General features: G+C 39.9%; 25 protein-coding genes. 16 read left to right on the top strand and 9 right to left on the bottom strand.

Going from position 1 to position 23,768, the window contains the following annotated elements:
- Window positions 1-129: 129 nt before the first annotated feature.
- The 7 genes from hemC (at window position 130) to C3007_RS06135 (ending at window position 8,564) form a co-directional block, all read left to right on the top strand.
- A complete protein-coding gene (gene hemC / locus C3007_RS06105; RefSeq protein ID WP_103853606.1) occupies window positions 130-1,059 on the top strand; it encodes a hydroxymethylbilane synthase in 930 nt (309 codons plus the stop codon).
- Window positions 1,060-1,091: 32 nt separating this feature from the next.
- Entirely contained in the window at window positions 1,092-1,844 is a 753-nt protein-coding gene (locus C3007_RS06110; protein WP_103853607.1) for a uroporphyrinogen-III synthase, read from the top strand.
- 271 nt (window positions 1,845-2,115) lie between these two features.
- Complete coding sequence (locus C3007_RS06115) at window positions 2,116-3,495, top strand: uroporphyrinogen-III C-methyltransferase (RefSeq protein ID WP_103853721.1); 1,380 nt, start codon at window positions 2,116-2,118, stop codon at window positions 3,493-3,495.
- 11 nt (window positions 3,496-3,506) lie between these two features.
- A complete protein-coding gene (locus C3007_RS06120; protein WP_103853608.1) occupies window positions 3,507-4,799 on the top strand; it encodes a heme biosynthesis protein HemY in 1,293 nt (430 codons plus the stop codon).
- A 59-nt stretch (window positions 4,800-4,858) separates the two neighbouring features.
- The gene (locus C3007_RS06125; protein ID WP_103853722.1) at window positions 4,859-5,308 is read left to right on the top strand and encodes a PNPOx family protein; all 450 of its coding nucleotides are present in this window, start codon (window positions 4,859-4,861) and stop codon (window positions 5,306-5,308) included.
- Window positions 5,309-5,589: 281 nt separating this feature from the next.
- Window positions 5,590-6,954, top strand: a complete 1,365-nt coding sequence (locus C3007_RS06130) for a diaminobutyrate--2-oxoglutarate transaminase (RefSeq protein WP_103853609.1) — start codon at window positions 5,590-5,592, stop codon at window positions 6,952-6,954.
- Between the two features lie 77 nt (window positions 6,955-7,031).
- Window positions 7,032-8,564 carry a pyridoxal phosphate-dependent decarboxylase family protein gene (locus tag C3007_RS06135; protein WP_103853610.1) on the top strand — a complete coding sequence of 511 codons (1,533 nt, stop codon included), beginning with the start codon at window positions 7,032-7,034 and terminating at the stop codon, window positions 8,562-8,564.
- 73 nt (window positions 8,565-8,637) lie between these two features.
- Here C3007_RS06135 and C3007_RS06140 read toward each other — a convergent pair whose 3' ends face one another.
- Window positions 8,638-9,531 carry a DMT family transporter gene (locus C3007_RS06140; protein ID WP_103853611.1) on the bottom strand — a complete coding sequence of 298 codons (894 nt, stop codon included), beginning with the start codon at window positions 9,529-9,531 and terminating at the stop codon, window positions 8,638-8,640.
- On the bottom strand, window positions 9,528-9,881 hold the full coding sequence (gene folB / locus C3007_RS06145; protein ID WP_172459850.1) for a dihydroneopterin aldolase: 354 nt from the start codon (window positions 9,879-9,881) through the stop codon (window positions 9,528-9,530). The genes C3007_RS06140 and folB overlap by 4 nt, the downstream gene beginning before the upstream one ends.
- 102 nt (window positions 9,882-9,983) lie before the next feature.
- Here folB and plsY point away from each other — a divergent pair, with 102 nt between their 5' ends.
- Complete coding sequence (gene plsY / locus C3007_RS06150) at window positions 9,984-10,586, top strand: glycerol-3-phosphate 1-O-acyltransferase PlsY (protein WP_103853613.1); 603 nt, start codon at window positions 9,984-9,986, stop codon at window positions 10,584-10,586.
- Window positions 10,587-10,599: 13 nt separating this feature from the next.
- On the opposite strand, the gene C3007_RS06155 is transcribed toward plsY, so the two are convergent.
- Window positions 10,600-10,998, bottom strand: a complete 399-nt coding sequence (locus C3007_RS06155) for a helix-turn-helix domain-containing protein (RefSeq protein WP_103853614.1) — start codon at window positions 10,996-10,998, stop codon at window positions 10,600-10,602.
- Window positions 10,999-11,136: 138 nt separating this feature from the next.
- Here C3007_RS06155 and C3007_RS06160 point away from each other — a divergent pair, with 138 nt between their 5' ends.
- From C3007_RS06160 to C3007_RS06170, 3 genes are read left to right on the top strand one after another with little or no spacing between them, the layout of a single operon-like run.
- Window positions 11,137-11,619, top strand: coding sequence for a hypothetical protein (locus C3007_RS06160; RefSeq protein WP_103853615.1), 483 nt, complete (start codon window positions 11,137-11,139; stop codon window positions 11,617-11,619).
- A 20-nt stretch (window positions 11,620-11,639) separates the two neighbouring features.
- Window positions 11,640-12,248 (top strand): outer membrane protein, encoded by a 609-nt coding sequence (locus C3007_RS06165; RefSeq protein WP_165779959.1) that lies wholly within the window; start codon window positions 11,640-11,642, stop codon window positions 12,246-12,248.
- A 22-nt stretch (window positions 12,249-12,270) separates the two neighbouring features.
- A complete protein-coding gene (locus tag C3007_RS06170) occupies window positions 12,271-12,720 on the top strand; it encodes a DUF2846 domain-containing protein (RefSeq protein ID WP_103853723.1) in 450 nt (149 codons plus the stop codon).
- Between the two features lie 349 nt (window positions 12,721-13,069).
- Here the strand turns inward: C3007_RS06170 and C3007_RS06175 are convergent, their stop codons facing one another.
- From C3007_RS06175 to C3007_RS06200, 6 genes are all read right to left on the bottom strand, one after another.
- Window positions 13,070-13,840, bottom strand: coding sequence for a class I SAM-dependent methyltransferase (locus C3007_RS06175; protein ID WP_103853617.1), 771 nt, complete (start codon window positions 13,838-13,840; stop codon window positions 13,070-13,072).
- Window positions 13,822-14,916, bottom strand: a complete 1,095-nt coding sequence (gene trmA / locus C3007_RS06180; protein WP_103853618.1) for a tRNA (uridine(54)-C5)-methyltransferase TrmA — start codon at window positions 14,914-14,916, stop codon at window positions 13,822-13,824. Before trmA ends, C3007_RS06175 begins: the two co-directional genes overlap by 19 nt.
- A gap of 75 nt (window positions 14,917-14,991) precedes the next feature.
- Entirely contained in the window at window positions 14,992-15,321 is a 330-nt protein-coding gene (locus C3007_RS06185; protein WP_103853619.1) for a MaoP family protein, read from the bottom strand.
- 73 nt (window positions 15,322-15,394) lie between these two features.
- Window positions 15,395-16,027, bottom strand: coding sequence for a thiol:disulfide interchange protein DsbA (gene dsbA, locus C3007_RS06190; RefSeq protein ID WP_103853620.1), 633 nt, complete (start codon window positions 16,025-16,027; stop codon window positions 15,395-15,397).
- A gap of 11 nt (window positions 16,028-16,038) precedes the next feature.
- A complete protein-coding gene (locus C3007_RS06195) occupies window positions 16,039-16,305 on the bottom strand; it encodes a YihD family protein (protein WP_103853621.1) in 267 nt (88 codons plus the stop codon).
- Between the two features lie 69 nt (window positions 16,306-16,374).
- Window positions 16,375-17,496 (bottom strand): ROK family transcriptional regulator, encoded by a 1,122-nt coding sequence (locus tag C3007_RS06200; protein WP_103853622.1) that lies wholly within the window; start codon window positions 17,494-17,496, stop codon window positions 16,375-16,377.
- A 224-nt stretch (window positions 17,497-17,720) separates the two neighbouring features.
- Between C3007_RS06200 and C3007_RS06205 the strand changes: the two genes are divergently transcribed.
- The 5 genes from C3007_RS06205 (at window position 17,721) to C3007_RS06225 (ending at window position 23,750) form a co-directional block, all read left to right on the top strand.
- Window positions 17,721-18,500: an SDR family oxidoreductase gene (locus C3007_RS06205; RefSeq protein WP_103853623.1), complete on the top strand. Its 780-nt coding sequence runs from the start codon at window positions 17,721-17,723 to the stop codon at window positions 18,498-18,500.
- An 88-nt stretch (window positions 18,501-18,588) separates the two neighbouring features.
- Window positions 18,589-20,193 carry a xylulokinase gene (locus tag C3007_RS06210; RefSeq protein WP_103853624.1) on the top strand — a complete coding sequence of 535 codons (1,605 nt, stop codon included), beginning with the start codon at window positions 18,589-18,591 and terminating at the stop codon, window positions 20,191-20,193.
- Window positions 20,194-20,285: 92 nt separating this feature from the next.
- On the top strand, window positions 20,286-21,242 hold the full coding sequence (locus tag C3007_RS06215) for a substrate-binding domain-containing protein (protein WP_103853625.1): 957 nt from the start codon (window positions 20,286-20,288) through the stop codon (window positions 21,240-21,242).
- Window positions 21,243-21,305: 63 nt separating this feature from the next.
- A complete protein-coding gene (locus C3007_RS06220) occupies window positions 21,306-22,805 on the top strand; it encodes a sugar ABC transporter ATP-binding protein (protein WP_103853626.1) in 1,500 nt (499 codons plus the stop codon).
- A gap of 9 nt (window positions 22,806-22,814) precedes the next feature.
- On the top strand, window positions 22,815-23,750 hold the full coding sequence (locus C3007_RS06225; protein WP_103853627.1) for an ABC transporter permease: 936 nt from the start codon (window positions 22,815-22,817) through the stop codon (window positions 23,748-23,750).
- The last annotated feature ends 18 nt before the right edge of the window (window positions 23,751-23,768 follow it).

Genomic DNA, 23,768 nt, shown 5'->3' on the forward strand with positions numbered 1-23,768 from the left:
CACACAAGGAAATTGAAGTATTACTCTATCACTTGCCTCATAGGAAAGCAAAAAAATTAAATGGAAACTGACATTTTTCAGCAACAGTGATAGGATAAGGCAATTATTTCTAATCTTCTTTTTTGCACGATGACGACAAAAAAACTACTCAAAATCGCCACGCGCCGTAGCCCTTTGGCATTATGGCAAGCTAACTATATTAAAGATCGTTTAACTCAATTATACCCACAACTTACGGTGGAGCTTGTGCCAATGGTTACCAAAGGCGATGTGATTTTAGACACGCCTTTAGCCAAAATTGGCGGCAAAGGCTTATTCGTCAAAGAGTTAGAGAACGCCTTATTAAATGGCGAAGCAGATATTGCGGTACATTCAATGAAAGATGTGCCAATGCAATTTCCTGCAGGATTAGGTTTGAGCGTGATTTGTAAACGTGAAGATCCGCGCGATGCATTTGTGTCAAATTCTTACCGCACTTTAGATGAGCTACCTGAAGGCGCGGTGGTGGGCACATCAAGTTTGCGCCGCCAGTGTCAGCTGAAAGCCTTACGCCCTGATTTGAATATTCAATCCTTGCGCGGCAATGTGGGAACGCGCTTGAGCAAATTAGATAACGGTGAGTATGATGCCATTATTTTAGCTTCCGCAGGCTTAATTCGTTTAGGAATGGCGGATCGCATCGCTTCTTTCATTGATACCGAAACCTCTTTGCCAGCAGCAGGACAAGGTGCAGTGGGCATTGAATGTCGCACTGATGATCTAGAAACTCAACAATTATTAGCGCCATTGGCTGACGCCGAAACCACCGCCTGTGTGCTAGCAGAACGAGCAATGAATAACCACTTACAAGGTGGTTGCCAAGTACCCATCGCAGGCTATGCGGTAATTCGCGACAACCAGCTTTATCTCAAAGCCTTGGTAGGCAAAACAGACGGCAGCTTAATCATTCGTGCAGAAAATCAAAGTGCGGTGGAAAATTCACAAGAATTAGGCGTGCAAGTGGCAGAAAGCCTGTTAAAACAAGGGGCTGATGAAATTTTGCAAGCCCTTGGTATTTGATCGCCTAGGCTTATAACAGCAAGGAAAAGAAAATGGCAGTGTTGGTTACGCGCCCTGATGAAAAGGGCAAGCAACTGGTGGAAATGCTTGCAAAGGCAGGTATTGCAGCCATTCATTTTCCGCTCTTTTCCATTCAAGCTGGGCGTGAACTGAATGATTTACCCCGTCAGCTAAATCAACTCAACGCAGGTGATTATGTTTTTGTGGTATCGCAAAATGCGGTAACTTATAGCGCAGAAAGCCTGAAGCAAGCGGGCTTTCAATGGCGAGCAGATTTACATTATTTTACGGTCGGACAGCGAACCGCGCAGGTCTTTTCAAGTCAAACAGAACAGAATATTCATTATCCTTTTCAGCAAGAAACCAGTGAGGGCGTGCTTTCTTTATCGGCAATGGAAAATTTGCACGGTAAAACCATTTTGATTTTACGCGGTAATGGTGGCCGTGAGTTTTTCTCCGAGCAAGCTAAGTCGCGTGGGGCAACAATTCAAACTCTCGAATGTTATCGCCGCGAACCGCTGATTTATGATAAGGCAGAGCAAGTGAGTATGTTAAAACGCGCTGGAATCAGTGAAATTGTGGTAACGAGTAAAGAAATTTTACGTTCATTGCTGGATTTTGTGCCAAAAAATGAACATAATTGGTTAATGTCTTGTGGATTAATTACAATTAGCGAAAGAATTGCTCATTTCGCCCAAGAAAAAGGGTGGCAAAACGTGCGTATTTCGCCAAAAGCAAATAATTCAGCAATGTTAAATGCGGTATTGCAACGAAATGAAGTTTAATCAGCATAAGGAATAAATTATGGCTAAACATCACGGCAAAAAAATGGGGAAAAATCGTTTAACGGAAACCTCGCCCGTACAGCCCGTACAGCAAGAAGTCGAACAACACGAAGTAGGAAAAGAAGTAGAACAAGAACCTACTGTTCAAACCAGCCAACAGCAAGCAAACCGAGAAAGCGAAGCGAATCCCCAAAACACAGAACAAAATGTGTTGGAAGTGCAGCAGGACACCGATTCAAATCAAGCCCAAGTAACGGAAGAGCAAACAACAATGAAAGAAAAAGAGCAAACTCAAGAACGCGATGAACTATCGCAACAAGCGAAATCCTCTGAAACAGAAGCAAGCCAATCGGCTGCTGAGCCACAAACCGTCATTGTTAAAAAAGGCGGTACGGGTGTGGCGATTTTAGCCTTATTGGTAGCGTTAGGCCTAGGCGGCGCAGGCTATTATTTTGCGGAACAGCATTTAACCAAAGTGCAAGGCCGATTAACCGCCCTAGAACAACGCGCTGTGCCAGCCAACGTACAGGGCTTAATGGATAGCGATTTAGCCGCATTAAAACAAGATCAAGCAAAAATTGCACAGCTTGCTCAAACTAGCCAATCCACCAACGACAAATTAACGGCGTTAGAAAAAATGGTGGAAATTAAGGATCAACAAATCACTTCATTACAAAATCAAGTTAAGAATTTAAGTAATGCACAGAAAACGGCACAGCCGAATGATTGGTTGCTTTCTGAAGCAGATTTCTTATTAAACAATGCGTTACGTAAATTAGTGCTAGATAATGATGTGGATACCGCTGTTTCCCTATTAAAAGTGGCTGATGAAACCTTAAGTAAGGTGTCTGATCCGCGTGCGATGCAAGTGCGTAGTGCCATTAATGCAGATTTAAAACAGCTATTGTCGGTGAACAATATCGATCAAAACGCCATTATGCAACACCTTTCTCAGCTGGCAAATAACGTGGACGAACTCACCGTGCTAAACGTGAATTTTGATGATCCAAATCCAGCTAACGAAAAATTAAGTGGTTCTTGGGAAGATTGGAAAGAAAATGCGGAGAAAAGCGCGACCTCTTTCTTAAACCATTTTATTCGTGTTACACCAAAAAATGCTGAAAGCAAAGCCTTACTTGCACCAAACCAAGATATTTATTTGCGTGAAAACATTCGTTTACGCTTACAGCTAGCGATTATGGCGGTGCCGCGTCAGCAAAATGATTTGTATAAACAATCTTTAGAAACTGTGGCATCTTGGGTAAGAAGTTATTTTGATACCAACACGGAAGTGGCAAAAACTTTCTTAAATGAAGTGGACGAACTGGCAGAGCAATCTATTTATGTCGATGTGCCAACTCAACTTAGCAGCCTAAATATGCTAGATAAACTGCTTAATAAACCATCACAAGAAGTGCAGAAAATTGAGATTTCCGTAGATAAAGATGTGGCTAAAGAAACAGCACAAGAAGCGAAAGCCGCTCCAGTAGAACAACCAGTAGCGGACAAAGCTGAAAACAATGTAGCGCAAAGTGATGCAAACCAAAGTGAAAAGCCGAGCGAAAATCAAGCTGACGCAGAAAAACAACCTGATGCAGAAAATAAAAGTGCGGTAGAAAATTCTGACAAATCTGAGCAAACACAACAGTAGAGGAAATAGCAATGTTTAGAACCCTATTTTTAATGCTGGTGTTACTTGCCGGCTTAATCGCAGGCCCTTATTTATCGGGCAAACAAGGTTATGTGCTAATAGAAACCAGCACATACAGCATTGAAATGTCCATCACCACCCTTGTGATTTTCTTTGTAATCGCAATGGCGGTGGTGTATGGCATTGAATGGATCATCACCAAATTCTGCCGTTTGAGCAACAGCACCTATGGCTGGTTCTCGCACCGTAAACGTCTTAAAGCGCAAAAACAAACCCTTGAAGGGTTAATGCTAATGGACGAAGGACAATATTCTAAAGCAGAAAAATTGATTGGTAAAAACGCCAAACATTCTGATGAGCCAATCCTAAACTTTATTAAAGCGGCAGAAGCGGCGCAACAGCGTGGTGATGAGTTTGGCGCAAATCGTTATTTAATTAAAGCGACCGAATTGGCAGGCACGGATAATCTGCTTGTTGAGATTGCCCGCACGCGAATTTTGTTACAGCAAAATAAATTGCCGGCTGCGCGCAGTGCCATTGATAGCCTGTTAGTAATGACCCACCGCAATAAAGAAGTGTTGAAACTCGCGGTTGAGATTTACTTAAAATCCCACGCCTTTGAAGCCTTGGACAAAATTCTTGATCAAGTGGAAAATTCAGGGCTGTATTCCGACAAAGAATTTGCCACCTTACAACATCGCGTTGAAGATGGCTTGCTTGATGAGAAAATGAATGAAGAAGGTGTGGACGGCTTGCTTAAATGGTGGGACGATCAACCGCGTAAACGTCAAAATGATCTTTATGTGAAAGTGGGATTAATCCGCCGTTTAATTGACAGTGATGATCACGAAACCGCTTATAAATTGATCTTAGAAGCCTTGAAAAAAGTGGACGACAACAGCCCACTGGCGCAACAACTTTGCACACAAATTACCCGCGTTCAACCAGTAGATAACAGTAAATTGCTGAAAATTATGGAAAAACGCGCGAAACAAAGTAAAGAGCAAGGCTGTTGTTGCACAAATCGTGCTTTAGGTTACTTGTATGTGCGTAATGGTGAATTTGCCAAAGCGAGTGAGGCATTCAAGAAAGTGCTGGAAAATAAAGCACAGCTTGAGCCAAATGATATTACAATGGCGACCTATGTGTTTGAGCAAAACGGTGAAAATGAATTGGCTAAACAACTTCAGCAAGAAAGTTTGAAATCCGCTATGTCGGTGCAAAACTTAGCTCCTGAAGAAAACGAAAAAACGCCAGAAAATTCCACCGCACTAGCAGAAACAACAGAAGCCAAAAATGCTTAAGGTAAACCTAATGCCCTGTTTTGCAGGGCATTTTCTTTTATGTGATGAAAAATGATGTGATGAAAAATCTTCCCCATAACATTGCACAATTTTTACAACAACAAACCGTGATGAGCATTGCCGTACATAGCGCACAAGGCTTTTGGGCGGCCAACTGCTTTTATGTGTTTGATGACAACAATATTAGCCTGATCTTCTTTTCTTCTCTTTCCACCCAACACGCACAAATTATGCAACAAAGTGATCTAGTGGTTGGTACGATCGCCACCCAAACAGATCAAGTGAACGAAATTGAAGGCGTGCAATTTAAAGGACGTGCCATTTTGCTCAATGAAAATGCTCGTCAATCCGCCCTTAAGTCCGCCCTTAAACGCTATTATGACCGTTACCCCTTTGCACGGCTAATGAACACGGATTTGTGGCAAATTGAGCTTGATGAAATCAAACACACGTCAAATAAATTCGTTTTTGCCCAGAAAACTTACTGGCAAAGAACAAGTGCGGTGTAATTTTTGATTATTTTGCCTAAATAAGTAAAAATCGCTTTTCTTTCTAGCAAAAAAGGGTACTATATCCCGTCCTTTGTAAGGCTTAGGCTTTACGAACCTCTATTTTCCAAATTGGAAAAAATAAAAAAGCTGAAACGCTTTTTTTAATAAGTAGCGAGTCAAATGCCCCATGGCATCTTATTTGGAAGAATAAGAAAGCTTAGGCTTATAACGCATATGACGTTATCCCGCAAGGCACCCGACTTATTTTTTTAACCTCTTATCGAAGGTATAGATTAAAAATGACAAACACTCCTGTAACTCCAATCAACAACGCAACCAACGAATATTACCTTACTCGTCAAAATGAAATGGAATCCAATGTGCGTAGTTATCCACGCAAATTGCCATTGGCGATCGCAAAAGCACAAGGCTGCTGGGTAACGGACGTAGAGGGTAATGAATATCTTGATTGCTTAGCTGGTGCAGGTACATTAGCCCTTGGACATAATCACCCCGCGGTGATCCAAGCTATTCAAGACGTATTAAGCAGTGGTTTACCGCTTCATACATTAGATTTAACCACGCCATTAAAAGACGCATTTACCGAAGAACTGCTTTCTTTCTTCCCGAAAGATCAGTATCGCTTGCAATTCTGTGGCCCTTCTGGTGCTGATGGCACAGAAGCAGCGGTAAAACTTGCTAAAACTTACACAGGGCGTGGTAATGTTATCGCATTCTCTGGTGGTTACCACGGAATGACCCACGGTTCATTAGCGATGACAGGCAACTTAAACGCGAAAAACGCGGTACAAAACTTAATGGCTGGCGTGCAATTTATGCCTTATCCGCACGAATATCGTTGTCCATTAGGCTTAGGTGGTGAAGCAGGTGTTGATGCTTTAACCTATTATTTTGAAAACTTTATTGAAGATGTTGAAAGCGGTGTGGTAAAACCTGCAGCCGTGATTCTTGAAGCCATTCAAGGGGAAGGTGGTGTGGTTACTGCGCCAGTGAAATGGTTACAAAAAATCCGTGAAGTGACCAAAAAACACGGCATTGTGTTAATCCTTGATGAAGTACAAGCAGGCTTCTGCCGTTCAGGAAAAATGTTTGCCTTTGAATATGCAGGCATCGAGCCAGACATCGTTGTAATGTCAAAAGCGGTAGGTGGAAGTTTACCATTAGCGGTGCTAGCTATTCGCAAAGAATTTGATGCGTGGCAGCCAGCAGGACACACAGGCACATTCCGCGGCAACCAAATGGCAATGGCAACAGGTTATGCCTCATTAAAAGTCATGCGTGAGCAAAACTTGGCGCAAAATGCCTTAGAACGCGGTGATTTCTTACAAACTGAATTGAAGAAATTAGCCCAGCAGTATCCTTGCATCGGCAACGTGCGTGGACGTGGTTTAATGATCGGGATTGAGATTGTTGATGAGCGTAAACCACAAGATCGCATTGGTGCTTATCCAGCAGATGGTGAACTTGCTGCGGCAATCCAAAAAGCCTGCTTTAACAATAAGTTATTGTTAGAACGTGGCGGTCGTGGCGGTAACGTGGTGCGTATTCTTTGCCCACTTATCATCACGCAAGCAGAAAGCGAAGAGTTAATCAAACGCTTTGCTCAATCTGTCGCAGACGCATTAAAAGCCGTGCGTGGCTAATTATTAATCTAGCTAAATGGGGTGTGTAACGCCCCTTTTAGCTATTTTTACCTCAATCATCTTTCAGGAAATTCTCAATGGTCGATTTCGCAAAACACAAACAATCCCTTCTTTGCAATGATCCACAATCTATCGCTGATTATGAAAAAAATATGGCAACAGCAATAAGTGCGGTAGGAAATTGGCTCAAAAATAACAAAATGTACACTGGCGGCAGCATTAAACAGCTACGCGAAGAAATTGCTTTTCAGCCCTCTGAACAAGGTTTTGGCTTAGAAAAATCTTTAGATCGCTTAACGGAATTATTCTTAAATAAAAGCCTAAAAGTGCATCACCCTCATTCTTTAGCGCACTTACATTGCCCAACCATGGTGGCAAGCCAAGTGGCAGAAGTGTTTATTAACGCCACCAACCAATCGATGGACTCTTGGGATCAAAGCCCAGCAGGTTCATTAATGGAAGTGCAACTGATTGAATGGTTACGTGAAAAAGTGGGTTATGCGGCAGGTGATGCGGGCGTGTTTACCTCTGGCGGTACGCAATCTAACTTAATGGGTGTGCTATTGGCGCGTGATGCTTGCGTGGCAAAACACTGGAAAAATGCGGAAGGCAAAGAATGGTCTGTACAGCAAGATGGCTTGCCAGCAGAAGCCTTGCAACGTGTAAAAGTGCTATGTTCAGAAAATGCACATTTTTCTGTGCAAAAAAATATGGCAATGATGGGAATGGGATTCCAATCTGTGGTGAGCGTGCCTTGTAATGAAAATGCACAAATGGACGTCAATGCCTTGGCAGAAATTTTGGCAAATCTTAAAGCGGAAGGAAAATTGGTGGCCTGTATTGTGGCAACCGCAGGCACAACTGACGCGGGGGCAATTGATCCACTCAAAGACATTCGTAAATTGGCTGATCAATATGATGCGTGGTTACACGTTGATGCCGCGTGGGGCGGTGTATTGTTGCTTTCCAATGAATATCGCCATTGGTTAGACGGCTTAGAGCTGGCGGATTCTGTTACCCTTGATTTCCACAAACACTTTTTCCAAAGCATTTCTTGCGGTGCATTCTTGCTTAAAGATCCGCAAAATTATCGTTTTATTGATTACAAAGCGGACTACCTAAATTCAGAATATGACGAAGAACACGGCGTGCCAAACTTAGTAGCAAAATCACTGCAAACCACACGCCGTTTTGACGCGTTAAAATTATGGTTCACCGTAGAAGCCCTTGGCGAAGAACTTTACGGCTCAATGATCGACCACGGAGTGAAACTCACTCGTGAAGTGGCAGATTACATCAAAACCACAGAAGGCCTTGAATTATTAGTTGAACCGCAGTTCGCTTCGGTGTTATTCCGTGTCAATCCTGCGAACTACCCAGCGGAATTTATTGATAATCTCAACCAAAATATCGCAGACGAATTGTTCGCCCGTGGTGAGGCCAATATTGGGGTAACGAAAGTTAATGGCGTGCAGGCCTTAAAAATGACCACCCTTAGCCCAATCGCCACCCTTGAAAACGTGCAAGCCTTGCTTGGTCAAGTTCTAGAAACCGCTGATAACATCAAAGATGCGATCGTTGCCGGCAATTATGTGCCAGCGATTGATTAATCTTTCTAGACGATAAGAAAAAAGTGCGGTGAAAAATACCGCACTTTTTGTTTCTTCGCGTTTATTTATTGCGTTATCCTTTCCGATTACACATCAGCAACCCTAGCACAATTAATGCGCCACTGGCGAAATGATACCAATAGAGCGCTTCGCCCAAAACGCTAATACCAAGCAACGCAGCGAATAACGGCGTTACATTGGTAAACACCGCACCTTTCGCGCCGCCCACAAGGCTTATGCCGTAATTCCAAAAGGCGTAAGACAAAATAGATGGCCCGATAACCAAATAGCCAATCATTGTCCAATGGCTCGTAGAGATTTGGCTGATAATCGGCTCGCTAGCGGTTAAGGCTTTCCAGAGAAAAACTGGAGTAAAGCACAACATCGCAATAGCAACAAGCAAGGTGAGCATCACTGCGTTGGGTAAATCTGTTGGACGTAGGCGGATAATGCAGCAATACAACGCCCAGCTCAATGCCGAGCCAATCGCCCATAAATCCCCTTTATTCACATTAAAGCTCAGTAAGGTTTGTGGTTCGCCTTGGCTTAATAAACATAATACACCGAAGAAACTCACCACTGCCCCTGCGAGCATTAAAGGGCGAATTTTATCCCCGAAAACAAGACGATTCAGCAATAACACCGCAATCGGCACAACCGCAAGATAAATGCTGGCATTAAGTGCGGTGGTGGTTTGTAAGCCCTGATAAAGAAATAACGGGAAAATGACAATGCCGAGTAAAGAAAGTGCGGTCAAAATTTTCCACGTTTTTTGAATAGTGGGGTAGAAAACGAGGGCACGTTTAGCAAACAGCAATAACAAAATCACCGTAGCGGGAAACCAACGAAGATAAGTTAGCACAATGGGATCCACTTCACGGCTTAGCATTTTGCCGAAAATATAATTGCCGCCCCAAAATAAGGTGGCTAAAATCAGGCAAAGATAGCCATAATGCTGTTTATTCATCTTGTGCCGCGTTCCACAATAACCCCCACATTGCGCGCTTGCGATACGGCTTTAGGCTTGCTTAATTTAATTTTTAACCAGCTTAGCCCATATTTTTGTTCAAGCTGCGCTGCCACTTCATAAGCCACGCGCTCAATTAAGAAAAAGGGCTTAGATTGCACATAGTCAATGATAAATTCGCTAACTTCTGCGTAATTTAAGCAATATGCCACATCATCACTTTCTGCTGCTTGACGGCAATCCCACGCCATTTCTATATCAAAAATAAGCTTTTGTTTGATTTGTTGCTCCCAGTCATACACGCCAATTTGAGCGAAAACGACCAATTCTTCAATAAAAATGCGATCTATCATAAAATCCTTCAATATCCTGAAATACTATTAGGCGTATGCTACCAAGTTTATGTACAATAGACGAACAAATTTTTCACTTGACGAATCAGGTAGGTAAAAATGAGCCTTTTCGCCCTTTTTTATATGTTCTGTGCGTATTTGCTCGGTTCAATTTCGAGCGCCATTTTATTTTGTCGCCTAGCAGGCCTACCTGATCCGCGCACCACAGGCTCACACAACCCTGGTGCAACTAATGTACTACGCATCGGCGGACGCTGGGCTGCCTTAGCAGTACTAATTTTTGACATTCTAAAAGGAATGCTTCCTGTATGGGCGGGCTATTATCTTGGCCTAACCCAATTTCAGTTAGGCATGGTTGCACTGGCCGCCTGCTTAGGGCATATCTTCCCCATCTTCTTTAAATTTAAAGGCGGAAAAGGCGTCGCCACCGCATTTGGCGCAATCGCCCCTATCGGCTGGGGCGTGGATCTATGGATGCTCGGCACTTGGCTTGCGGTATTTTTGCTCACAGGCTATTCATCTTTAAGCGCCGTTATCGCCGCCATCACCATTCCTTTTTATGTATGGTGGTACAAACCTGAATTTACCTTCCCAGTGGCGCTCGTCTGCTGCCTGCTTGTTTACCGCCACCACGACAATATCCAACGCCTATGGCGCGGGCAAGAGGACAAGGTTTGGAATAAATTTAAGAAAAAGTTGTAAAAAACGACCGCACTTATTTTTCTTTGCGGTGTTGTGCTTTCAATAACGCAATAATTTCTTTTAAGGATTCAATTTCTTTGTCTTTTTGTTCTAATAGTTGATCTTTATAACTTAACGCTAATTTGAGTTTTTCATTTTCAATGGTAACTGCTTCATTTGTCGCATAATAATTAGAGCTAAGATGGCTATTTTCATTAATTAAAAAGCAAATATTACGATCATCTTTTACCAATTCAGAAATATCCATATCAAAAATTTGCGCAATTTTCTTTAATTTTTCGTAATGTAACTGGGTTTCGCCACGCTCAATTTTTGCATAACCACTGGCGGATAAGTTCATCTTTTCTGCCATATCTTCTTGCGACCAATGATTCATTTCTCGCATTAATCTAATTTTTTCGTGTATTGCCATTGCCTGCTCCATTTGTTCAATCTCTGCCGATATTGAGCAGAGAACTGTCAATTTCATATGTGGTTTATCGCAACCTAGGTTATGTAGAATTATCTCGCTTTGAAAGCGTACATTTTACATATTTAATGAGGTTTATCTATGAAAAATTTATTAAAAGTGGCGTTATTAGCCACAACGTTAGGCTTGACAGGGTGTGCTACGATTGTGAGTAAAAGTACTTATCCCGTTTCTATTCAATCTGTTCCTGAGGGGGCGAAGTTTACGATTACAAATAGAGAAGGGAAAATCGTCAGTCAAGGTATTACTCCACAAGTGGTTAAACTAAAATCGGGCGCTAGCTATTTTAAACCTGAAAAATACCTCATTACTTTTATCAAAAAAGGTTTCACACAAGAAACAATTGAAATTCAAGCAACGTTAGATGGTTGGTATTGGGGAAATTTTGCGATAGGTGGACCATTAGGATTACTTGTCATTGATCCGATAACAGGGGCTATGTATCGTTTACCTGAAAATGTTGTAGCGACTTTAAATAAAGGTAAAGGAAGAGCATTGACAGTGATTGATATTCGTACACTCTCGGAAGAGCAACGTAATAAACTTCAAAAAATTAATTTATAAATATGAATAGGGGAAATGTTATGAAAAAATATTTTATGGCTGCATTATTTTCTAGTACAGCATTATTTGCCCAAGCTGATGGCTTTTCAGGCTTCTACGTAGGTGCAGAGGTTGATTTTAATAAACAGTCTTTTTCTATTCCAGTAAAAGAACTTGGTTATAGCTATTATGATGGTAATTATACGGGTTCTAGCTCTCGCTCTGTTGGTGTGGGCGTTGTTGGTGGCTATATGTTTGATTATGGCAATAATTTTGTTGGTATTATTGAAGGGAAAATTAGCCTTCCTAATAACAAAACCAAGGATTCTTGGGGAAATGAAATTGCTAAAGAAAACCTACGTTTAGGCGTACATTATTTGCAAGGATACCAAATTGATCGCTTCTTACCTTATGTAAAAATTGGGGCTGAATATGGTAACTTTGATATGAATGATAGCAACCCTGCATTTAATCGTGTGAAATTTGAGAACAGCGGTGCAGTGGGTTTTAGCTATGGTGCTGGCGTGAAAGCAAAAATTACTGATAATTTTGTTGCAGGGTTTGATTACAGTCGCGTAACCTTAGAGGGTAAAAACAGTATTGAATTTAAGAGCAATACCATCGGTGTAAACTTTAGCTATTTATTTTAATTAAGGTTAAATGGTGAATAAAATGAAAAAAATTCTTTCAGTTTTAATGTTGGTAGGTACCTTGATTTTAACGGGCTGTGCGAAAGTGCCTATGGCTTCAGAGGCAGAAGATGTGCAAGCCAAGCGGTTTGATACCCCTAATAAAGCAATGTCGGGGTTGTATATTTATCGTGATTCAACTTTTGGGGCGAGATTAAGAAAAAATCTTTATATTGATGATAAATTTATTGGACAATCTGCTCCTAAAGTTTATTTTTATAAGTTAGTTACGGCTGGAAAACATAAAGTTTCTACTGATTCAGAATTTGGTAATAACGATTTATATATTACAACAGAAGGCGGAAAGAATTATTTTATTCGGCAGTATATAAAAATGGGTGTTTTTGTTGGTGGGGCAAACCTTGAACAGATTGATGAAGAAAAAGCAAAAGCGGCTATCAAAAAGCTAAAACTTGCTCGTTCACCACAGTAATTCATATCTAAAAGGCTATTCCATTCTATCTGCCTTCAAAAGTTGGATTAAACAGCCAACTTATTAAGAGGGCAGATTTTTTTATGTCCAAATGTAATCGATTTTTAGATGGCAAGTCATTGCGTGTTATTTTAGTCATAACAAACTCATTGTCGGTTTATCAGCATTTTCAACTGCTCTTATACGCGGGATGGCGCACTATAATCTCTATGCCTCTAAAAGAAGTAGCTGTATGTGGTTAAGAAAAGATACTATTTTCCCAAATTCAAATTAAACGTGATGAGGGCATAAAATGTGGCAAACACTAGTTCTAGTGGCAGTACCAAGTCTATTTTATTAAGTCATGCCTCTAAATCACAGTATAAATATCAAAGCGATGATTTTTGGTTTCGCGGCTAAAGTGCGGAGCTTTTTCGGCGAGAAATTGGGCGTAGTCGGGGCGTTTTACCACCACACGTTTTTGCGCGATTTGTAAGGCAGGGGCGAGCAGTTGGTCAGCGTCTTCATCTGCGCCCACTAAATGCTGAAAAACGCGCATTTCTTTTTTTACCAAGGCACTTTTTGCTTTGTGGGGATACATCGGGTCGAGGTACACCACATCTGCTGTCGTGCCTTGTTGTGCAAGTTCATCAATCTGTTTTATGGGCAATAACTGCATATTTTGCTGCATCATTGCGCCGATTTCTGCGTCTTGATAAGCCCGTTGCAAGCCGTCTTGCAGCAATAAATAGACCACAGGGTGGCGTTCTACTAAGCGCACTTGGCAGCCAATAGCAGCAAGGACAAAGGCATCACGCCCTAGCCCTGCGGTGGCATCAATGACGCTAGGCAGATAATCTTTTTTGATGCCAACGGCTTTGGCGATGGCTTCGCCACGTCCGCCGCCGAATTTGCGCCGATGCGCCATTGCACCGCTGACAAAATCTACATAGACCGCGCCTAATTTGGGTTCGTCTAATTTGCGTAATTCTAAACGCTCAATGCCGTTTTGTTCCGTTTGTACTAAGGCCAGCGGGCTGTCTGGCTGGTGAGTTAAGCCTTGCTGTTCACAAAGTGCGGTGAAATTTTGCGAATTTTTTGTTTCGCAAATCAGTTGCACGGCTATTTTCGGATCAACCATACACCAGATTCCATATGTTCAGTATAAGGGAACTGATCAAACAGCGCCGCACGCTCAATGCGGTGGGTTTGACATAGGGTTTGCAAGTTGTCGCATAGAGTGTACGGATTGCAGGAAATATACAAAATGCGATCATATTGTTGCACCAATTTTACCGTGTCAGGATCAAGCCCTGCCCGTGGCGGATCAACAAAAATGGTATTGCAATCATAAGCTTGCAAATCAATGCCTTTTAAACGATTAAAGGCACGCGCACCGTTCATTGCTTGAGTAAATTCTTCTGCCGACATTCTGATAATCTGCAAATTATCAATATGGTTCGCGGCGATGTTAAATTGCGCGGCAGCAACCGATGGTTTGGCGATTTCTGTTGCCAGCACCTTACGAAAGTTTTGCGCCAGCGCAATGGAAAAATTGCCGTTGCCACAATAAAGCTCGAGCAAATCCCCTTGGCTGTTTTGGGTGCAATCAATCGCCCATTGCAACATTTTGCTATTTACCACCGCATTGGGTTGCGTGAAACTGTTTTCCACTTGGCGATAAATATATTCTTTGCCGTTTACAGGCAGAATTTCGTCCACATAATCCTGATCTAAACAAATTTTTTGTTTAGACGCGCGCCCGATGATCTGCACGTCAAAACCTTGTTGTTGCAGGGTTTGGCGTAATGCTACCGCCGCCTGTTGCCATTGTTCATCTAAGACTTTGTGATAAAGCAGGCTTACGATAATTTTATTGCTCAGGGTGCTGAGATAATCAATTTGAAATAAACGATGCTTGAGAATGGTTTGCTGTTTGAGCAGGGGCAGCAAGGCTTGCATCATTTCATTGATAAGCTGGCTGGCAATGGGGAAACGATCAATGCGATAAGGTTTGCGCGTTTGGCGGTCAAACATAATATGATAAAAATCATCATCTTGATGCCAAACACGAAATTCAGCACGCATACGATAATGTTGTTTTGGCGAATCAAATACCGCTAATTCTGGTGCATCAAAGGGGGCTAAAAGTGCGGTCAATTTTTGGCGTTTTTCTGCCAATAATTCATCATATTTTTCGATAGGTAAGGCTTGCATTGATAGTTCTCATTATTCGTTGCCAACAAAAAGAAAAGGCTTGATTGCTCAAGCCTTATGATCTTGCTAGGCAGATTAATCCGCGTTGCTCATCTCTTCTAGGTTATCCGCTACCACGCCAGATAAAGTATAAACACGTTTTGTGGTGCTGGTTAAAGTGCGGTATTTATTCCACGTTTTTTCAAAGAACGTTTCTGGCTGACGCTCGCCTTTACAAAATGCTACAAAGGCTTTTTCTTCTTCTGTTGCAGGCGCACGCTCACCACTATCTAAGGCTTTAAATGCTTGACCATATTGCTCTAAAGCTTGAGATTCTTTGATTGTATAATCACCGTGGCGAGCAAAACCGCGGGGATAGTTTTTATCGTCAAAAAAACGACGCGTTACGCTAAAACTTTCTGCCATAATATCCTCAATATTGCGAATTCAAAATCGGCACGCATTAAACCAATTTTTGCCTAGTTTTGCAATTTATTTGTTACTTTTGTAGCAAGGCTTTCACGGTTTCAACATAATCTTGAATGAAACCCGCTTCACTGTGTGATAAGCCCTCAGGGTTCACACGATATTTACCGTTCACATAGAAATCTGGCACACCGTGTACATCAAAACGCTCAGCTGCTTGCACTTGCTGATTGTACAAACCCGTTACCGCAAAACTGTTAATACCGCCATCAAATTGTTCCGCACTTACCCCGCTATCAATAAAAATTTGACGAATAGCATCTAAACTTGGCGCACTTTGATCACGATTTTTCACCGCAGTTTGCGCTGCTTCAAATAATGGCGCTTTGACTTTCTCTTCCACGCCTAAAGCCATCGCCAATGCCCACGCGCGAGTGAGATTTTCTGATTGAAAACCTAAGAAATTCACGTGATATTGCTTAAATTTTGTGCCTTCAGGTAATGCCGATTTCACTTTCTCAGGAATGTGATAATCCATTTCAAAGGCATAACAATGTGGGCAATAAAAAGAGAAAAACTCAATTACTTCAGGCTGAACTGCGCGTTCAGTATTTAACGCAATGTATTGTTTTCCCTCTGTTAAATCCGCAGCTTGTACATTCGCTACAAAAAATAATGATGCTAAGGCAACAAGAAATTTTTTCATTACAACTTTCCTTATTCAATAATGCCACGCGCTTTTAGCAACGCGGTTTTAAAATCTTCTTCATAATCTTTTTTAATCCCAGGGATCGGCTCGTGCTTATCTGTGCCATACATTTTTAAATGATAGATAATCACTTCATCCGTTAATTCTGCCACAGGTTTATCAAACCCCGCTTCATCAGCGATTTTCTGCAAAATCTGGGTTAAGCTCAAATCAGGATCTTGCGACCAATAAGGTTGCAACAATTCCAACACTTCATTTAGACGATGACATTTCATAACAGTTCCTTACCTTGGATAATAAAGGGCTAAATAATACTGTAATTGGGGGGAGAAAGGAATAAGTTTTTAGGGCAAGTATGCTGTAATAAATGGCAAGGCTGCCCCCATTGCTGTCGCATTATTGTGTTGCTCTGCAATCCTTATAAATTGTCCCTTTATTGGAAATGGGTTAAGTTTTTCAATACGTTGCTGTAATTGTTCAATAATGTCCGTTTGATAAAGATATTGTGCTATTTCTCCCCCAAGAATAATATCGCGCTCTAGCAGTAAATAGACGTAATTTAGCCCTTGAGCAAGAGCATCTAGATAATTATTCCAACGTTGTAAAGTATTAGAGTCATTTTGTTCCAGTTTTGTAAAAAATTGTGTCAAACTTTCTGATGGCGCAATAAGAGCGGAAACAGAGCAATAAGTTTCTAAACAACCTTTCTTACCACAGTAGCAAGCTTTACCTGTAGGATTTATTTGTAGGTGTTCTAGTGCTCCAGAATAGCCCTGTTTACCAAGATCAATTTGGTTATTTAATATAATTGCTCCGCCTAAATGTTCGCTAATGGAGACATAAATAGCGTTATCAATGTATTTTACAGTCCAAAGCTCCGCAGCTGCTGCACATTTTACATCGTGAAAAAATTTTACTGGAACGTTGAAATGTTGCTGTATTTGAATGATATTTAATTTTTCACAATCAAGCACTCTGCCATACAGAATGCTATCGCCTGTGTGATTGACAATGCCTTGAATTGAGATGCCAATGCCTAAAATTTGTTGTGGCTCATATTGATGTTCTGTGATAAAAGAATGAATGTGATGACAGATTTCGGTAATGTATTTCTCAGTGTTAGAAAATGGCGCAGGGAAAATCTTAAGTGCGGTAGTTTTTCCTTTCAAATTTAGTGCTAATACTTTGATATCTTTTTGTTGAATTTCGACACCAATTGCAATAAATGCATCAGGAATAAGAGTATAAGCCGTAGCTGGTCGCCCACCTTGAGAGGGGGCAAGCCCATATTCTTTAATTTTATTTTCGAAAAGTAATTTATTGATATTATGTACTACTGTGGGCAAGCTAAGACCTAATGTTTTTGCGATTTGCGGTTTTGCGAGCGCTCCATTTTCAAAAAACAATTTATAAATTTGCCGGTAATTCTTTTCTTTTATATCTATAAGTTCTTTATTATCAATCATTTATATCTTTCCTTAAATCATATTCTCCAAAATTTCTTTATTTCAAAATTATGTGAACTATGTCACAAATTTGTTAAAAAGTTCTTTTTTACGTAAGTTATTTTAGCAAAGTCTGTTGTGAAAATATACTAAAGCAACTAATATAAAGGCACTTAAGTTAAATGGCTTTATATAAGTTATTTTCTTAAATTTCTATTGATTGCTATTAACATTAGGAGTGCATTATGGGTATTTTAGAAAAAATGAAATTAACTGGAAAAACGGCATTTGTTACTGGTGGAGCAAGAGGTATTGGTAAAAGTGTAGCAATGGCTTTTGCTCAAGCTGGTGCCAATATTGTTATTGCAGATTTTGATATTGCAGAGGCAGAAAAAACAGCAAAAGAAATTGCCCAGTCAGAGCAAGTCAAAGCAATTGCAGTACAAACAGATGTAACAGATGAAGCAAGTGTAAATCATTTAATGGATGTAATTAAGCAGGAGTTTGATTCACTAGATATCGCTTTCTGTAATGCTGGAATTTGTATCAATGTTCCTGCAGAAGAAATGACATTAGCGCAATGGCAGAAAGTGATTAATGTGAATTTAACAGGTGTATTTTTAACTGCGCAAGCAGCGGGAAAACTAATGATTGAGCAAGGAAAAGGTGGATCAATCATTAATACTGCATCAATGTCCGCACATATCGTGAATGTTCCTCAACCACAATGTGCCTATAACGCTTCAAAAGCAGGTGTAATTCAGTTGACCAAGTCGTTAGCAATTGAATGGGCTAAATATGGTATTCGAGTGAATAGTTTAAGTCCAGGCTATATTGGTACAGAACTCACTTTGAATTCAGAATCTTTGCAACCATTTATTAAAACTTGGAATGAAATGGCTCCATTACATCGTCTAGGGACACCAGAGGAGTTGCAATCTATTTGCGTATATTTAGCAGGAGATACAAGTTCATTTACAACGGGTTCTGACTTTATTGTTGATGGCGCATTTACTTGTTTCTAATTAAATATAAGGAATGCTCATTATAATAATTTATGAGCATCCTTGAGATATATTGCCATTATTCATTTGGTATTAAGAGGAGGGATATATGCAACCTTCAGCAAAAAGTTTAATTGAAAATGGTCAAGCCTATTTAGGCATTGAATTAGGTTCAACAAGAATTAAATCTGTGCTTATTGACGAAAAGGGCTTTATTTTAGCAAAAGGTTCATTCGATTGGGAAAATCATTTCGTTAATGGTATTTGGACTTATCCTTTAAATGAAGTTTGGTCTGGTATAGCAGAAAGTTATCGTGATTTAGCGAACAGTGTAGAAAAACAATATGGTGTTGTTATACAACGTTTAGCTGCAATTGGTGTAAGTGCAATGATGCACGGTTATTTAGCGTTCGACTCCCAGGAAAAACAACTTGCAGAGTTCCGGACTTGGCGTAATAACACTACTGCAGTAGCGGCAGATAAATTAACTGATTTACTACAATATAACATTCCGCAACGTTGGAGTATTGCTCATCTCTACCAAGCTATTCTTAATAAAGAATCTCATATCTCAGATGTTGCTTATATTACGACATTGGCAGGCTACGTGCATTGGCAGCTTACAGGTGAAAAAGTATTGGGAATCGGTGATGCTTCAGGAATGTTTCCTATTGATTCTACTTACAAGAATTATGATCGTTCGATGATTAAGATTTTTGAACATCTTATAGAACCGAATGGCTTCAATTGGAAATTAGAACAGATTTTACCGAAAGTCTTAGTTGCTGGAGAAAATGCAGGTACATTGACAGAGAAGGGCGCTGCATTACTTGATCCAACAGGTAGCTTGCAGGCTGGTTGTCCACTTTGCCCGCCAGAAGGTGATGCTGGGACAGGAATGATGGCAACTAACAGTATAAAAGTTAAAACGGGAAATGTTTCTGCCGGAACTTCTGCTTTTGCTATGGTTGTGTTAGAGAAACCACTTTCACAGGTTTATCGTGATTTAGATATGGTGACCACGCCAGCGGGAGATCTTGTCGCGATGGCGCATTCACAAAATTGTAGCTCAGATCTTAATGCTTGGTTTCAGTTATTTAATGAGGTGCTGTTGAGTTTTGGTTTAACGGTAAACCCTGACAAATTGTACAGCACATTATTTAATCAAGCCTTGATAGCTCAGCCTGATGCTGGAGGATTGCTTTCTTATTGTTTCTATTCTGGGGAGCATGGTGTGGATTTGACTGAAGGTTGCCCACTCTTTGCCCATCCAGCCAAAGCCAATTTTTCTTTAGCAAATTTTATTCTTGTCCAACTTTATACCGCATTTGGTGCAATGAAACTAGGTATGGATACGCTAACGAAAAAAGAGAAGGTAAAAATTGAAAAGATTTTTGCTCATGGTGGCTTATTCAAAAGTAAAGATGTAGCACAAAATGTGCTTGCTGCTGCATTAGACGTTCCTGTCGCATTACTCGATACAGCAAGCGAGGGTGGCGCTTGGGGAATTGCGTTACTCGCCGCATATAGCCAACAAAAAGGCTTGTTATTAACAGAATATCTTGATCAAATCGTTTTTGCTGGCGTAGAAGATAATGTTAAAAAGCCAGATCCAGCTTGGGTCGAAGGTTATGAACGTTTTATTCAACGCTATAAAGAAGGATTAGCGATTGAACGTGAGGCGGCAAAATTCGCTACTACAACCGTACATTAAATTTATGGGGAAACCCATTTTTAGGGAAATTATGACCGCACTTTTGTTGGCATAGTTTCGTATTATACATTCACTTCACTAAGGTGGTTTATATGAAAAAATTAATTACTGCATTAGCGCTTTCTCTTTCAGTTGCAGCAACAGCTGTGGCAGATGACAAAATTAAAGTGGGATTTGCCAATCGAACACTCAATGGGGCTTTCTTTAATGGGCTAACAGAATATATGAAAATTCATGCTAAAGATGCAGGATATGAATTAATTACAACAGATGCTCGTGGAGATCTTAATAAGCAAATTGCTGATGTGGAAGATATGTTATCTCAGGGAATCGATTACCTAGTCTTGAACCCACAAGATCCCGTTGCTGGAATTAAAATTACAGAAATGGCAAAACGCGCTAAAGTGCCAACGATTGCATTGGATAGTGATATTGCACTTTCTGCACCTGTAATTACACGTATTCAGGCTAATAATGCAGCAAATAATAAAATGATTGGTGAATTTGCTGTGAGTCAATTCGGTAAAGAGCCAATTAATCTTGTATTAATTAGTGGTAACCAAGGTAATTTAGTGGGTGAAGCACGCCGTAATAATTTTCTCATTGGTGTAATGGATGCTCAAATCCGTCAATATAATCAGTCTAAAGTTAATGTTATTTCTCAAGTTTGGGGAAATTGGGATCAACAAGGTGGTCTAAAAGCAATGGAAGATGCTTTAGTTGCTCATGGTGACAAAATTAATGCTGTGTACGCTGAGATGGATGATATGGCATTAGGTGGTATTAGAGCATTAAAAGCTGCGGGTAAATTAAAAAATGTGAAAGTTTATGCGCATGATGGTTATAAATTTGGTTTAGAAGCCATTAAAAAAGGAACATTGCAAGCAACTGCCTCAAATAATCCAGATGCTTTAACCAAGTTAACTATTGATACTATTAAAGCTTACCAAGCAGGTAAACGTGATTTCCCTGATTATCTATATATCAAGCCATTATTAATTACTAAAGAAAATGTTGATGAGGTATATAACCCAGATTCTTTATATTAATTAAATAAATCATCTTCCCATAGGTTGTGGGGGGACCACAACCTTGTTTTAGGAGAAAAAATTATGTCTGAATTTGCAATTGAAATTAGCAATGTAAGTAAGCATTTTGGTGGCGTTAGAGCGTTAACTGATATCAGTCTTAATGTTAAGAAAGCAAGTATCCACGCTTTAATTGGTGAGAATGGAGCAGGTAAATCGACCTTGATGAAAATCCTTTCTGGTATTTATATTAAAGATAGTGGCACCATCAGGATAAATGGAGAAGAGGTTAATTTCTCAAATCCTAAAAGCAGTCAAAAGAAAGGAATTGGTATTATTCATCAAGAACTTGCATTATCTCCGGATCTTTCTGTTGCAGAAAATATTTTTTTAGATGATTTAGGAAATGGAAAACAAACTATCAACTGGAAATCAATTAATGATAGAGCGCAAGAAGCGTTAAAAACATTAGGATTTGATATTTCTCCCCAGATGCGATTAGGTGATTTAAGTGTTGCTTATCAACAAATGGTTGAAATTGCCAAAGCATTAACTAAAAACGTCAATATTCTCATTCTTGATGAGCCAACAGCTGTATTAGCTGATCCTGAGATTGATATTCTTTTTGAAAATCTTAAGAAACTTCAGGCACAAGGCGTTACTATTATTTATATCTCTCATCGCTTAGAAGAACTATTCCGAATTTCTGATTCGATTACAGTAATTAAAGATGGACAAACCGTTGCTGAGCTTGATCCTAAAACCTCTACAGAAGATGATATTATTCGCTATATGGTCGGACGCGAATTAGAGTCTTTATATCCAGAGAAAAATATCCCACAAGAAAAAGATATTTTTAGAGTTGTTAATTTAAATCGCAAAAAAATACTAAAAGATATTAATTTCAATGTTAGAAAAGGTGAAATCGTTGGTTTAGCCGGATTAGTCGGGGCTGGAAGAACGGAAGTAGCAAGATGTATTTTTGGAATTGATAAATATTCTAGTGGAGAGATTTATAAAAATGAGGAGCTAATTAGTGTACATAATGTACCTTCAGCAATTAATTATGGCATTGGATTAGTCCCTGAGAGCAGGAAAGAACAAGGAGCGGTGCTAAATTTGTCAATTTTAGAAAATATGACAATGGCAACATTAAATAAATATTCTACAGCGGGTGTAATTAATCACAGTTCAGAAAAAGAAGCTGGTGGAAAATTACAACAATTATTGCAGATTAAGTTAGGTAAATTAACCGATCCTATTTCTAGCTTAAGTGGAGGGAATCAACAAAAGGTAGTACTGGCAAAATGGTTGAGTACAGATTGTGATTTCATTATTCTTGATGAGCCAACAAGGGGCGTTGATGTGGGGGCTAAAGCAGAAATTTATCGCATTATTTCTGATTTAGCAAAATTAGGATATGGCTTATTAGTTATTTCTTCAGAATTAGTTGAGCTTATTGGATTGTGTCATCGCATTTATGTCATGAGTGATGGAGCAATTACCGGTGAGTTACAAGAAAATGAAATGACAGAAGAAAATATTATGAGATTAGCTATTCCAAAACGAGAAACAATAAACTAGGAGAGAAGTATGAAAAAGCTATATTTATTTTGTTTAAAACACTCCACATTAATGTTTTTTATTTTAATGTTAGTGATTGCTGGATTATTAACAGATCGCTTTTATTCGTTAGAAAATATTACTAATGTGTTAAGACAGAGTGTACCACTTGGTATTGTTTCTCTTGGGTTACTGTTTGTTATTCTAACTGGTGGAATTGATTTGTCAGTAGGATCAATAATGGCTTTAGTATCTGTTATTGTCGCATTATTAATGCCTGATTATGGTATCTTTGGAAGTACAGTTATTGCTTTATTAGTAGGTGCTGTAATTGGAGCGGCTGCAGGGGGGTTAATATCTTATTTCAAAGTAGCACCTTTTGTGGCTACGCTAGCGATGATGACTGTTGCTCGAGGATTAGGGTTGATTGTATCCAAAGGTCAGCCGATTTTCGTAGAAGATGATGCGTTCACCGATTTTGGAACAGGTTATTTTCTTGGTTTACCATTACCTTTTTACGTATTATTAATTTGTTTCTTTGGTGCATTATTTGTATACAAAAAGACAGTATTCGGGCGTTTAATTATCTCTATCGGAAGTAACGAAGTAGCTACTCGTTTTGCGGGAATTCAAGTCGAACGTTATAAATTTCTCGTTTATGTTATCTGCGGTGTTGCTTGTGCTTTAGCGGGTGTTCTTGCAACAACAAGAACGGGGGTTGGCTCACCGGTATTTGGAATTGGATTTGAACTTGATGCTATTGCGGCAGTTGTTGTTGGTGGGGCAAGTTTATCAGGTGGTAAAGGGACAGTAACTAATACATTAATTGGTGTATTAATTTTAAGCATTATTTCTAACTTAATGAATTTGTTAAATATACCTGGTTATCACCAACAAGTCGTAAAAGGCGGGATTATTATCCTTGCAGTATTATTAGAAAGTCTTAAGAATAAACAACAAAATTAAAAGATATTGAGTGAGGTA

Origin of the sequence: Avibacterium gallinarum (assembly GCF_002921135.1) — a bacterium.
In the GTDB taxonomy this organism is placed as follows: Bacteria; Pseudomonadota; Gammaproteobacteria; order Enterobacterales; family Pasteurellaceae; genus Avibacterium; species Avibacterium gallinarum.

Coding starts and splice junctions, on each gene's coding strand:
- C3007_RS06125 (WP_103853722.1), top strand. CDS start 4,859: ATGAAAAATCTTCCCCATAACATTGCACAATTTTTACAACAACAAACC.
- C3007_RS06215 (WP_103853625.1), top strand. CDS start 20,286: ATGAAAAAATTAATTACTGCATTAGCGCTTTCTCTTTCAGTTGCAGCA.
- C3007_RS06210 (WP_103853624.1), top strand. CDS start 18,589: ATGCAACCTTCAGCAAAAAGTTTAATTGAAAATGGTCAAGCCTATTTA.
- trmA (WP_103853618.1), bottom strand. CDS start 14,916: ATGCAAGCCTTACCTATCGAAAAATATGATGAATTATTGGCAGAAAAA.
- C3007_RS06225 (WP_103853627.1), top strand. CDS start 22,815: ATGAAAAAGCTATATTTATTTTGTTTAAAACACTCCACATTAATGTTT.
- dsbA (WP_103853620.1), bottom strand. CDS start 16,027: ATGAAAAAATTTCTTGTTGCCTTAGCATCATTATTTTTTGTAGCGAAT.
- C3007_RS06200 (WP_103853622.1), bottom strand. CDS start 17,496: ATGATTGATAATAAAGAACTTATAGATATAAAAGAAAAGAATTACCGG.
- C3007_RS06110 (WP_103853607.1), top strand. CDS start 1,092: ATGGCAGTGTTGGTTACGCGCCCTGATGAAAAGGGCAAGCAACTGGTG.
- C3007_RS06140 (WP_103853611.1), bottom strand. CDS start 9,531: ATGAATAAACAGCATTATGGCTATCTTTGCCTGATTTTAGCCACCTTA.
- C3007_RS06160 (WP_103853615.1), top strand. CDS start 11,137: ATGAAAAATTTATTAAAAGTGGCGTTATTAGCCACAACGTTAGGCTTG.
- C3007_RS06165 (WP_165779959.1), top strand. CDS start 11,640: ATGAAAAAATATTTTATGGCTGCATTATTTTCTAGTACAGCATTATTT.
- C3007_RS06220 (WP_103853626.1), top strand. CDS start 21,306: ATGTCTGAATTTGCAATTGAAATTAGCAATGTAAGTAAGCATTTTGGT.
- C3007_RS06170 (WP_103853723.1), top strand. CDS start 12,271: ATGAAAAAAATTCTTTCAGTTTTAATGTTGGTAGGTACCTTGATTTTA.
- C3007_RS06205 (WP_103853623.1), top strand. CDS start 17,721: ATGGGTATTTTAGAAAAAATGAAATTAACTGGAAAAACGGCATTTGTT.
- C3007_RS06195 (WP_103853621.1), bottom strand. CDS start 16,305: ATGAAATGTCATCGTCTAAATGAAGTGTTGGAATTGTTGCAACCTTAT.
- hemC (WP_103853606.1), top strand. CDS start 130: ATGACGACAAAAAAACTACTCAAAATCGCCACGCGCCGTAGCCCTTTG.
- C3007_RS06175 (WP_103853617.1), bottom strand. CDS start 13,840: ATGGTTGATCCGAAAATAGCCGTGCAACTGATTTGCGAAACAAAAAAT.
- C3007_RS06115 (WP_103853721.1), top strand. CDS start 2,116: ATGAAAGAAAAAGAGCAAACTCAAGAACGCGATGAACTATCGCAACAA.
- plsY (WP_103853613.1), top strand. CDS start 9,984: ATGAGCCTTTTCGCCCTTTTTTATATGTTCTGTGCGTATTTGCTCGGT.
- C3007_RS06155 (WP_103853614.1), bottom strand. CDS start 10,998: ATGGCAATACACGAAAAAATTAGATTAATGCGAGAAATGAATCATTGG.
- C3007_RS06135 (WP_103853610.1), top strand. CDS start 7,032: ATGGTCGATTTCGCAAAACACAAACAATCCCTTCTTTGCAATGATCCA.
- C3007_RS06185 (WP_103853619.1), bottom strand. CDS start 15,321: ATGGCAGAAAGTTTTAGCGTAACGCGTCGTTTTTTTGACGATAAAAAC.
- C3007_RS06130 (WP_103853609.1), top strand. CDS start 5,590: ATGACAAACACTCCTGTAACTCCAATCAACAACGCAACCAACGAATAT.
- C3007_RS06120 (WP_103853608.1), top strand. CDS start 3,507: ATGTTTAGAACCCTATTTTTAATGCTGGTGTTACTTGCCGGCTTAATC.